We start from the raw sequence: 12,091 nt of genomic DNA, 5'->3' as shown, positions 1-12,091 counted from the left end.
AAGCATTCAATTTAGTCGCTCGCCAGGAAGCTCATAATTTTCTTTATTTAGCAGCTCGGCTAGAGCAATTTTTTTCTCGGACTCTTCCTTAGAGATAACCTCTTGCTCTACCAACCACTTGAATTTATCAATCTCCTGCTCTAATTCGTTTTCTGAGTTAACCTCTCCATACCAATCCAGAAGCTGAGACTTTCTGCGCGCATTGAGCTCATTAATGATTTTCTCATGGTTTTTATCATGAATAACAAACACATTACCTCGTTCGGCTTTAAAAACAGAGTATTTAACTTTTGAAAAGCGAGCCCACACAACACAAACGAGACCGATCATGATCCAAAAACCTTTTCCTGATATTGATGCATCAGAATAGATAGCATAACCAAGCTGAAAAACACCTAGAGCACACCAAAGATAGCCAACATTTCGAAGCCATTCATTTTGCTCAATTTGGATAGAGGATTTTTGAGGGAAGTCAGCATAGTTCATATCTGTGTCACCAGACCCTGACTTATCTTCATAAGCAAAGTTAAAATGATCATCCTTAAAAGTAAACGTATGCTTATTAGACTTCTTTTTTTGTACTATCTCCATATTTTATGTCTCTCGTAATTTCTAGATTTGCCTGACAGCTTATTGAACACCATTTTAGTGGTTTATAACACCCCAAAACAGCGTATATTACATACTCTAATAATTTCACCAATAATTACCTTTGTAAACAAGTAATTAAAATAGCTAGGAATTAAGCTTGTTATTTTGCACCAAAACGGCGGTTAATAATGTTATCGGACAAAATCAAGCCCCTACTCATTAAGAAGCGAAATCTGATCAAACTTACAACTTATCGCTATATTATCCTAGCCATAAAAAAAGCAAGCCAGTTGGCTTGCTTTTTACATTCTTAAACCTTTAAAGCATTACACTTTTAAGTAGTCCATGATCCCTTCCGCGGCGTTACGCCCTTCAAAGATTGCGGTAACTACTAAATCTGAGCCACGTACAATATCGCCGCCGGCAAAGATTTTAGGGTTGGTTGTTTGATGGGTAAATTCACCTTGCTCTGGTGCGTTAATGCCGCCCCAGTGGTTTATTTCTACATCATACTTTTCTAACCAATCCATTTTGTGTGGTTTGAAACCAAACGCCATGAGTACTTGGTCGGCTTCAATCACATGCTCAGAACCCGGGATCACTTCAGCTCTGCTGCGGCCTTTTTCATCTGGTTCACCCATTTGGGTTTTCACCATTTTAACGCCTGCTACGTGGCCGTTGTCGTTTAGTACAATACCGGTTGGCTGTACGTTAAAAGTAAATTCAACACCTTCTTCTTTGGCGTTTTTAACTTCACGTTTTGAGCCTGGCATGTTTTCTTCATCACGACGATATGCACAAATTACTTTGTCTGCGCCTTGGCGAATTGAAGTACGTACACAGTCCATCGCGGTATCACCACCACCTAACACCACAACTTTTTGCTCTGCCATGTCAATGTAAGCTTGATTCGATTCGTCATAACCCATGACGCGGTTGGTATTACCGATCAAGAACGGCAACGCATCATGAACACCTGGTGCATCTTCATTCTCAAGGCCCGCACGCATGCTTTGATAAGTCCCCACTCCCAAAAATACTGCGTCGTATTCGGCCAATATTTCATCCATAGTGATATCAACACCGACTTCAGTGTTAAGTTTAAACTCAACCCCCATTTCGGTGAAAATTTCACGACGTTTTTGCATGACTTGTTTTTCAAGTTTGAACGATGGAATACCAAAAGTAAGCAAGCCACCAATTTCTGGGTGACGATCAAATACCACTGGTTTTACGCCGTTTCGTACCAAAATATCTGCACAACCAAGACCTGCAGGCCCGGCACCAATAATGGCGACTTTTTTCTCTGTCCATACCACATACGACATATCAGGCTTCCAGCCCATTTTGAATGCTGTATCGGTAATGTATTTTTCAATATTACCTATAGTTACGGCACCAAATTCTTCGTCTAATGTACATGAACCTTCACATAAACGGTCTTGTGGACATACACGACCACATACTTCCGGCAAGCTGTTGGTTCTGTGTGACAACTCTGCGGCTTCAAGGATACGGCCAGTGCGAATTAACTTTAACCACTGTGGGATATAGTTATGCACTGGGCATTTCCATTCACAATACGGATTACCACAATCAAGGCAACGATCTGCCTGCGAGTTTACTTGACTCTCTGAAAAGGGTTCGTAAATTTCAACAAATGATTTTTTACGTGATGAAATTGGCTTTTTGCGGGGATCAACCCGCTGCACGTCTATAAATTGATATACATTCTCGCTCATACTACCCCCTTACTGTGCTTGAACACGAAGTTCAGCACTACTACGAGCGCGATGCCCGAGTAAACTTTTCACATCACTTGATTTCGGCTTAACTAGTTTGAATTTTGGTAAATACGCTTCAAAACTGGCTAAAATAGTTTCTGCACGGCTTGAGCCTGTTAGTTCTAAATGCTCAGCAATTAGACCACGCAAATGCTCTTGGTGTGATGCTAGCTCATCTAACAGCACCACTTCGACTAGCTCTGGATTGATGCGTTTTTCAAAGTCATTACGCTCATCCAAAATATAGGCAAAGCCGCCGGTCATACCGGCACCAAAGTTCACGCCTACATTGCCCAGCACGCACACTACGCCACCGGTCATGTACTCACAGCCATTATCACCTACGCCTTCAACAACCGCTTGCACGCCTGAGTTACGAACCGCAAAACGCTCTCCAGCACAACCTGCAGCAAACAGCTTGCCACCCGTTGCACCATATAAACAGGTATTCCCTGCAATGGTTGCTTTATGGCTTTCAAACGATGAACCCAGTGGTGGGCGAATTACCAGCTTACCGCCAGCCATACCTTTACCAACGTAATCGTTAGCATCGCCGACCAATGTCATTTCAAGGCCACCGGCATTCCATACACCAAATGATTGACCCGCTGTACCGTGTAATTCGATTGTTACCGGATCTGCGGCCATGCCTTGGTTGCCATGTTTATCAGCAATATAGCCTGACAACATCGCGCCCACTGAACGGTCAGTGTTGCAAATACGGCTTACCAGTGAAATACCAGTGCTTTCGTCAATTGCTTGTTGTGCTTTAGCAAGTAACGTTTCGTTTAACTTGCCTAAGTAATGCGACGAATTTGGCGCACTACAAAACAGGGTTTCACCAGTTGGGTTATTTGGCTGAGCAATCACCGACGATAAGTCAATTTTTTTCTGCTTAGCGGTTTTACCTTCAATGGCTTCAAGTAAATCAAGACGACCAATTAAGTCTGTTAAATTAGCAACACCTAAGCTTGCCATGATCTCACGCGCTTCTTGAGCAATAAACTTGAAGTAGTTCATCGCCATCTCAGGTAAGCCATGATAATGCTTTTGACGCAGTGTATCGTCTTGGGTTGCAACACCGGTCGCACAGTTATTTAAGTGACAAATACGTAAGTATTTACAACCAAGCGCCACCATAGGGCCTGTACCAAAACCAAAACTTTCAGCACCTAAAATAGCTGCTTTGATGATATCAAGGCCGGTTTTTAAACCACCATCTGTTTGCAAACGAATACGATGGCGTAAACCGTTTTCAACCAGCGCTTGCTGTGTTTCAGCAAGGCCAAGTTCCCATGGGCTCCCTGCGTATTTAACCGAGGTAAGCGGGCTTGCGCCAGTACCGCCGTCATAGCCAGAAATAGTAATTAAATCAGCATAGGCTTTAGCAACACCCGTTGCGATCGTGCCAACACCTGGCTCAGATACCAGTTTTACTGAGATCAGCGCTTTAGGGTTTACTTGTTTTAAATCGAAAATAAGTTGAGCTAAATCTTCAATTGAATAAATGTCATGATGCGGTGGTGGTGAAATCAAAGTTACACCCGGTACCGAATAACGCAGCTTGGCAATATAAGGCGTGACTTTTTCACCCGGTAATTGGCCACCTTCGCCTGGTTTTGCACCTTGTGCTACTTTAATTTGAATAACGTCGGCACTGCGTAAGTAGTGCGGTGTTACCCCAAAGCGACCCGAGGCAACTTGCTTGATACGTGAGTTTTTCTCAGTGCCATAACGTAGCTTATCTTCACCGCCTTCACCTGAGTTTGAACAACCACCTAAACGGTTCATCGCAATAGCAAGTGCTTCATGCGCCTCTGGTGATAATGCACCAATACTCATTGCTGCAGAGTCAAAACGCTTGTATAGCTCTGTTGCAGGTTCAACATCATCAATGCTGATACCTTCTGCTGGCAATTTAAGTGCTAGCATGTCACGCAATGTGGCGATGGGGCGTTTATTAACCAGATCAGCATATACGCTGTAATCACTGTATTCACCTGAGCGCACTGCTTTTTGCAGCGTTTGAATAACGTCTGGGTTGTACGCGTGATACTCGCCGCCATGTACATACTTTAATAAGCCGCCATGGCTGAGTAATTTGCGCTTACTCAATGCTAATGTGTGAAGTTTGCGCTGGTCGTCATCAAAATCTGTAAAACACGCACCTTTAATGCGGCTCGCCACACCATTAAAACAGGTATCAACAATAGCGTCTGATAAACCAACCGCTTCAAATAACATTGAACAACGATACGATGCCACGGTACTAATACCCATTTTTGACATGATCTTGTACAAGCCTTTGTTGATTGCATTACGATACGCAAGCGTGACTTCACAATAGCTTTTGTTAATCACTTTTGAGTCGCTCATCGCAACCAGTGATTCATAAGCAAGGTACGGGTAAATTGCCGTTGCACCAAAGCCGATTAATACTGCAAATTGGTGTGCATCACGCACGCTACCAGTTTCAATAATAATGTTTGATTCACAACGTAAGTTATTATCAACTAAACGCTTTTGTACAGCACCTACAGCCATAGCCGCAGGAATTGGTAATTTATCTTCGTCAAAGTTACGGTCACTTAGAAACAACATGACACAGCCACCAGCGGCTTTTTCTTGTGCTTCATCACAAATACGGGTTACCGCATCGCCAAGGCCTTCTTCTTTGCTGTAAGTGATATCAATTTTACAGTAGCTGTAATGCGCTTGATCGGCACTAAGTAGCTGCTGCATATCAGCATACATTAAAATTGGTGTATCAAACTGTAAACGTTTCGCGTGACCTGTGGTCTCGTTAAATACGTTTTGCTCACTACCAATACAGGTCGCTAATGACATTACGTGGTTTTCACGTAGTGGATCGATTGGCGGATTGGTTACTTGCGCAAACTTTTGACGGAAGTAATCAAATAATGAACGGTTACCTTCAGAAAGCACTGCAAATGGCGTGTCATCACCCATTGAGCCAGTGGCTTCTTGACCAATTTCACCCATTACGCGAATGACGCTATCAAGCTCTTCATTGGTATAACCAAACATTTTTTGGTATTTGAGCAATGTTTGATCATCAAATGAACGGTTCCCTGCGTCTTGCTCAGATAACTGCTCAAACGGGGTTAGGCGCTTAACATTGGCTTCAAGCCATGCTTTATAAGGATGGCGAGATTTAAGATCGCGGTCAATTTCATCTGAGTGCCAAATCTTGCCAAGCTGGGTATCAATTACCAGTAATTCACCAGGGCCAACGCGGCCTTTCTCAACCACTTCATCGGCGGTGTAATCCCAAATCCCCACTTCAGAAGCTAGAGTAATAAAGCCATCTTGAGTGATCACATAACGTGCCGGACGCAGGCCATTACGGTCCAAGTTACAGGCGGCAAAGCGCCCATCCGACATCACAATACCCGCAGGGCCATCCCATGGTTCCATGTGCATTGAGTTAAAGTCGTAAAATGCACGTAAGTCATCATCCATCGCACGGTTTTTCTGCCATGCGGGTGGCACTAGCATTCGCATAGCACGGAATAAATCCATGCCACCAGCTAAAAACAGTTCAAGCATATTATCTAGGCTTGATGAATCCGAGCCGGTTTCATTGACAAATGGCGCTGCACTTTGCAAATCTGGAATAAGCGGCGATGCAAACTTATATGAACGAGCACGTGCCCACTGACGATTACCTTGTATAGTGTTGATCTCACCATTATGCGCTAAATAACGAAACGGCTGAGCTAAAGGCCAGCGTGGTTGCGTATTAGTCGAAAAACGTTGGTGGAACACACAAATCGCACTGGTCATGCGAATATCAGCTAAATCTAAATAGAAGTTAGGCAAATCCACCGGCATCATTAAGCCTTTGTAGATAGTTACTAACCCTGACAAGCTGGCAATATAAAAGCCTTCGTCACTGGCTAAACGTTTTTCAGCACGGCGACGAGCAACATATAAGCGGCGCTCTAAATCTTTTGGACGCCAGCCCTCAGGTGCATTAACAAAGATTTGTTCAAATTTAGGTAACTGCTTTATTGCAATAGGTCCTAAACATGATTCATCAGTTGGTACTACGCGCCAACCTTGAATATTGAGGGTTTCTTTTTCGAGTTCTTCACTCAATATATCTTTTGCAGCTTGCGCAAGTACTGGATCTGAATTTAGGAAAATCATGCCAACGGCATAATTTTTACCTAAGTGCCAATTTTGTTCAGCGGCAATCGCACGAAAAAAGCTATCTGGCTTTTGTAATAATAAGCCACAGCCATCGCCTGTTTTGCCGTCGGCAGAAATACCACCACGGTGTTCCATACGGTCTAAGCCGGTGATCGCTGTACGAATTAAGCGATGACTTGCTTGACCATTGACCTGGGCAATTAAGCCAAAGCCACAATTATCTTTTTCTAATTTTGAGTCGTATAACATAGACCCCTCCCCTTGCTACAACAGCTAGCTATGAATGACCTTCTCGACGGTTTGCTAGCAGACAGTCAAAACTATCGCCAATTGCACATTGAGTCAATAGCACTTTGAATACATATTCACATTCTTGAATATTTCTCACTACAACACAATCTTTTTATTTCATGTCTATTTTTAACATTTAGCGATAATTCACCCGTTATTTTTTTATGACACTGGTGTCATATTTAACAAGTTGTAAAAAACACCACACCACCAACTTACAGTTTACGTCAACGTAAACCATCGAAAAAGTGAATATTTATTCACTGTTTATATTGTATGCATTTTATCTTTATTGTTATTTATTACCTTTTTACGTATGCATAAATCGCTATCCCCAATCGGCTTAGAGTAATAACTTCAAACAAACTTATTTCAATCGCCCCTGAGAATTAGCAAACTCATGCATAACTATCAATAAAAATGAACATAATTGCATAAATTACGCGCTCCAATTTTATTTTAACAGTGGATCCCTTTCCCTAGACGGAAAGCTGTTTTAAAAAATAAGTGTCCGTGGACACTTATTCTGTCCACGGACACATTCATTTTTCATAAAAAACATTAATCCATTGAAAGTAAAGACATTAATTATTGGCATGATATTCGAATAAACATGAAAAGATAATTACAGGACACAACTTATGTTTATTCTCAGCTTATTTTTAGTTTCACCAATCACTGTGCTTGCAGTGAGCTTGATGATCACTTACTGCGAAAATAGACATAGCTAAGGATCACTTATGATTAAAGACACCAGCGGACAAGATATAAGCGTGACACCAAAGCGCAATTATAAAAAGCCCGTTATCCTCGTTGTACTGACACTGGCCATTATTGCTTTGTGTGCCCAAGCGTTTATGGGCAGTAACCCAGGCAGTATTTCCGTTGATCGGGCTTCATTACAAATTGCGACCGTTAATTTGAGCCGTTTAGTTCGCGATGTCGCGGCCAGCGGTAGAATTGTTGCTGCAAATGCTCCCAAGGTTTACAGCCCTGAGCGTGGTTATGTTGATTTACAAGTTAAAGCCGGCGATGAAGTCAGTAAAGGTGACATTATCGCGTTAGTCGATAGCCCAGAACTCAATAATGAACTGAAACAGCAACAATCGGTGTTAGCCCGCCTTGATGGTGAATTACAACGTAAGCACTTAGAAGCACGCCGACAAAAGTTAAGCTTAACCAAAACATTGGATCTCGTCCAAGTTGAGCTTAATGCGGCAGACAGGGAAAATCGTCGTGCTAAGCTGTCTATCGAAAAAAACTTGATCAGCCAAATTGATTTAGAAAAAGCAGTGGATGATCTTGCCCGTGCCAAGCTTTCATATAAACACGCCCAGCAAGAAGTTGAACTTGCTAAAGACACTCTCGCATTTGAACTCAAAGCTGCAGAGCGCGATCTCGCACGCCAACAATTGATTGTGGATGACTTAAACCGCCAAGTTAGAAACTTAACAATTAAAGCCAGCGTCAACGGCATTGTTGGTAACTTACTGGTGCAACAAAAAGAAGCCGTTACGCAAAGTCAGCCGTTAATGACCTTGGTCGATTTAAGTAATTTTGAAGCGCAGCTGCAAGTACCAGAAAGCTATGCCAATGAGCTAGGACTCGGAATGGAAGTTGAGCTAACACTTGGCGCAAAAAAAGTGACTGGCCTGTTATCGGCAATTTCACCTGAAGTAAATAATCGTGAAGTAACAACTCGAGTGCGCTTTGACGAAGAGCTCAAAGGTATTCGCCAGAATCAACGCTTAACAGCACGCATTTTATTAGAAAACCGTGATGACGTTTTACAAATTAAACGCGGTGCATTCATGCAGCAAGGTGGTACACAGGTTTACAAAGTCATCGGCGACACCGCACAACTGGTAAAAATCACAACCGGTGCAAGCAGTATCAACGCAATAGAATTGCTACAAGGTGTCAGCCCCGGTGATCAACTGATCATATCCAGTTACGACAACTTTAAACAAGCACCCACATTATTACTTAGATAAAACAGAAAAAATTAAAACTTAGTTAATAGGATCAACTCATGCTTAAGATGAACAATATCAGTAAACTAAACATCGCAGGTATGTTAGAACCTTTTAGCAGTGGGGAATACCTGCTTGATGGGATTGATGTTGGCAAACTCAACGACAATCAACGCGCCGATGTTCGTAATCAAAAAATTGGCTTTATTTTCCAAGGCTTTAACCTTATTCCTGATTTAAACTTATATGAAAACATTGAAGTGCCACTGCGCTACCGAGGTATTAAAGCAAGTGAACGTAAACGCCGCATTGAACAATGCTTGGAGCAAGTAGGCTTGGCTTCTCGCGCCAAGCATTTACCGCAGCAGTTATCAGGTGGTCAACAGCAACGAGTAGCGATCGCCCGAGCGCTAGCCGGTGAACCCCGCTTTTTATTAGCCGATGAACCAACTGGTAATCTGGATAGCTTAATGGCACGTCAAGTGATGGAGTTGCTGGAGCAAATTAATCGTGACGGCGCGACCATCATTATGGTGACTCATGATCCCGAACTTGCAAGGCGAGCACCACGCAATATTCAAGTGGTTGATGGTCAACTCGCCGACTTTACCCTTTATCAAGGCGCGCAAAATCTTAGAAATGTCGCAGGAGCCTAAGCCATGCTATTACATTACCTCGATTTAAGTTGGCGTAGCTTTAAGCGCACTCCTCTGGTAAGCATGTTAATGGTGCTAGCCATTGCTATTGGCATTGGGGTGACCATGACCAGTTTAAGCGTTTATCACATGATGTCGGCGGACCCTATCCCTGCAAAAAGCAGTCAACTTTATGCTGTGCAATTACAAACAATGGATGAAGGGCATACTTGGTGGACCGATGATAACCTGCCTATGCAGCTGACTTATCAAGATGCAGTCAATTTACAAAATGCAGCTGTTCCTGAAAAAAAGGTGGCCATGATGCGCACTGGTTTTTCAGTTTATTTAGACTCAGACAAAGTAAAGCCGTTTACTGGTGAAGCACGTATGACCACACCAGATTTCTTTAATATGTTTGATGTGTCATTTATTTATGGCAGTGTTTGGAGTGAGCAACAAGAGCAATCTGCTGCCCCTGTTGTGGTGATTTCAAAAGAGCTGAACGATAAGTTGTTTGCTGGTGAAAACTCCATTGGCAAACTAGTCTATTTGGATGACGATAGCTACCAAGTTGTCGGTGTCATTGCTAACTGGCCTCTCAACCTTAAGTATTATGATTTAAATAATGGTGCATTTAATCAACCTGAAGATTTATTTTTACCATTTAGCTTAGTCAAAACCAAAGAGCTCACTAGCTGGGGCAATAGCAACGGTTGGAAACATGAAAATATCAACAGCTACGAAGATAGACTGCAATCGGAAATTGTGTGGATCCAATTTTGGGCGCAACTTGATACCCCTGAGCAAAAAACGGCATACGGTAATTACCTCACAGCTTACATTGAAGAGCAAAAAAAGCGCGGCCGCTTTAGCCGAGAAAAACCCGAGTATAACCTTCGTGATGTTAATCAATGGCTGCAATACAACAATGTGGTTAGTGAAGACAACAAAATATTGGTCGGCTTAAGCTTTATGTTTTTAGCTGTGTGCTTAGCTAATATCCTTGGTTTATTGCTAGCGAAGTTTTTGCGTCGGGCACCGGAGGTGGGTGTGCGCCGAGCGCTCGGGGCCAGTAAACGACAAGTGTTTTTACAACACCTTGTTGAAGTGGCTATGCTCGGGTGTTTTGGTGGCTTAGTTGGTATCGTACTTGCGCAATTGGGTCTATGGGCTGTTCGTCAAAGCTATGATTACTATTCATCAATCGCCACCATGGATATCACCATGTTACTCAGTGCACCTGTTATTGCTATAACAACCTGCATCGTAGCCGGACTTTATCCTGCTTGGTTAGTCTGTAAAACCAATCCTGCAATTTACCTCAAGAGCCAATAAGGAGCCTTATTATGTTAGAAATCAAACCTATATTTCATGCTCTTTGCCGCTCAAAAGTCGGGGCTGTATTATTACTAATTCAAATTGCCATCACCACTGCCATTGTTAGCAATGCGGCATTTATTATCCAGGACCGAATCGCTTTTTTAAATCAAGAAACGGGTTACCCTGAGCAAGACTTGTTTAAATTTAATGTAATGACCTTTGGTAAAGATATTGATGCCAGCCAACAGTTTGAATTAGACGTAGCGATGTTAAGAGCCCTACCTGGGGTTGTAAATGCAGCACAAAGCAGCAGTATTCCCCTATCCGGTAGTGGCAGTGCATCAAGCTTTAGTTTGAAACCAGCACCACAAGAAAGCCTAAGTGTGCGCACCGCTTACTTTCATATTGATGAACACGGCCTAGACACATATGGCGTAAAATTGATTGCCGGGCGTAATTTTAGTGAAGATGAAGTACTCATTTCAAATTCGCCAACAGATAGAACAACCAATGTCACTGTCGTTACCGAGGCGTTAGCCAATGAGCTTTTCCCAAAGGGAGATGGCCTAGGAAAAACCATTTATTTTGGTGACTTACCTTTAACGGTTATCGGTATAACAGCGCCAATGAAAGGCCCTTGGCTTAAAGATAGTCACCCAAATAATGTGGCGCTGATCCCTTATATTCAAGGCAAAACTTACGCACAATTTGTGGTTAGAACCAAACCAGACCAACGTGATGCTGTGATGAAAGAAGTTGAAAACCTGATGCTAAAAAATTACAGCAAACGGGTGATCAACAATATAAAAGGTCTAGATGAACTCAAAAATCAATATGTTGCAGCAGATAAACTGATGATGCGCATGTTGATTGTGCTCATCACTATTTTAGTATTAGTCACCGCACTAGGTATCTTTGGCTTAACCTTATTTAATATCAGCAAACGTACTAAGCAAATTGGTACCCGCCGTGCATTAGGTGCCAGAAAATCAGCTATTATTTACTATTTTTTAGTTGAAAATGCGATGATCTGTGGTGTTGGTTTAATCTTAGGTTGTATCGCAGCTTTATTACTTGGGCAATTGTTAATGCAGCACTTTTCAATTGCCGCACTGCCACCGAGCTATATCGCAGGCACTGCCATTATGGTGTTTGTTATGAGCTTACTTGCCGTGTTTGGCCCTGCAAAACGTGCCGCCAACATATCACCGAGTATCGCCACTCGAACAATATAAAGCAGCTCCCAACCTATGCTACACTTGATTTACTCGGTGTAGCATTTTCACAAACCTTTATCTACATAAAAATAAACAGCGAT

The 12,091-nt window shown here is 42.5% G+C and carries 6 protein-coding genes and 1 pseudogene; 4 read left to right on the top strand and 3 right to left on the bottom strand.

All coding sequences use genetic code 11. The features are described from left to right. Positions 1-6: 6 nt before the first annotated feature. The 3 genes from NDQ71_RS01175 to gltB all read right to left on the bottom strand — a co-directional run bounded on the left by NDQ71_RS01175 (position 7) and on the right by gltB (position 6,800). Positions 7-591, bottom strand: a complete 585-nt coding sequence (locus NDQ71_RS01175; RefSeq protein ID WP_064665969.1) for a hypothetical protein — start codon at positions 589-591, stop codon at positions 7-9. Between the two features lie 326 nt (positions 592-917). Then, on the bottom strand, positions 918-2,333 hold the full coding sequence (locus NDQ71_RS01170) for an FAD-dependent oxidoreductase (protein WP_192542650.1): 1,416 nt from the start codon (positions 2,331-2,333) through the stop codon (positions 918-920). 9 nt (positions 2,334-2,342) lie between these two features. Next, the gene (gene gltB, locus NDQ71_RS01165) at positions 2,343-6,800 is read right to left on the bottom strand and encodes a glutamate synthase large subunit (RefSeq protein ID WP_192542651.1); all 4,458 of its coding nucleotides are present in this window, start codon (positions 6,798-6,800) and stop codon (positions 2,343-2,345) included. A gap of 782 nt (positions 6,801-7,582) precedes the next feature. On the opposite strand from gltB, the gene NDQ71_RS01160 reads away from it, so the two are divergent. From NDQ71_RS01160 to NDQ71_RS01145, 4 genes and pseudogenes are all read left to right on the top strand, one after another. Then, positions 7,583-8,836: an efflux RND transporter periplasmic adaptor subunit gene (locus NDQ71_RS01160; RefSeq protein ID WP_192542652.1), complete on the top strand. Its 1,254-nt coding sequence runs from the start codon at positions 7,583-7,585 to the stop codon at positions 8,834-8,836. Positions 8,837-8,901: 65 nt separating this feature from the next. Next, positions 8,902-9,471 (top strand): annotated as a pseudogene (locus tag NDQ71_RS01155) (ABC transporter ATP-binding protein); the annotation flags it as partial. Positions 9,472-9,474: 3 nt separating this feature from the next. Then, on the top strand, positions 9,475-10,788 hold the full coding sequence (locus tag NDQ71_RS01150; protein ID WP_192542653.1) for an ABC transporter permease: 1,314 nt from the start codon (positions 9,475-9,477) through the stop codon (positions 10,786-10,788). Positions 10,789-10,799: 11 nt separating this feature from the next. Continuing rightward, positions 10,800-12,008 (top strand): ABC transporter permease, encoded by a 1,209-nt coding sequence (locus NDQ71_RS01145; RefSeq protein ID WP_192542654.1) that lies wholly within the window; start codon positions 10,800-10,802, stop codon positions 12,006-12,008. Positions 12,009-12,091 lie beyond the last annotated feature (83 nt).

It is taken from the genome of Pseudoalteromonas sp. KG3, assembly GCF_030436385.1.
Lineage (GTDB): Bacteria > Pseudomonadota > Gammaproteobacteria > Enterobacterales > Alteromonadaceae > Pseudoalteromonas > Pseudoalteromonas prydzensis.
Note: the sequence above shows the minus strand (reverse complement) of the source record. Positions and strands in the feature narration are given on the sequence as shown.

Bases quoted from the DNA above. Each gene is read 5' to 3' on its own strand.
- NDQ71_RS01175 (WP_064665969.1), bottom strand. From the start codon at position 591: ATGGAGATAGTACAAAAAAAGAAGTCTAATAAGCATACGTTTACTTTT.
- gltB (WP_192542651.1), bottom strand. From the start codon at position 6,800: ATGTTATACGACTCAAAATTAGAAAAAGATAATTGTGGCTTTGGCTTA.
- NDQ71_RS01150 (WP_192542653.1), top strand. From the start codon at position 9,475: ATGCTATTACATTACCTCGATTTAAGTTGGCGTAGCTTTAAGCGCACT.
- NDQ71_RS01160 (WP_192542652.1), top strand. From the start codon at position 7,583: ATGATTAAAGACACCAGCGGACAAGATATAAGCGTGACACCAAAGCGC.
- NDQ71_RS01170 (WP_192542650.1), bottom strand. From the start codon at position 2,333: ATGAGCGAGAATGTATATCAATTTATAGACGTGCAGCGGGTTGATCCC.
- NDQ71_RS01145 (WP_192542654.1), top strand. From the start codon at position 10,800: ATGTTAGAAATCAAACCTATATTTCATGCTCTTTGCCGCTCAAAAGTC.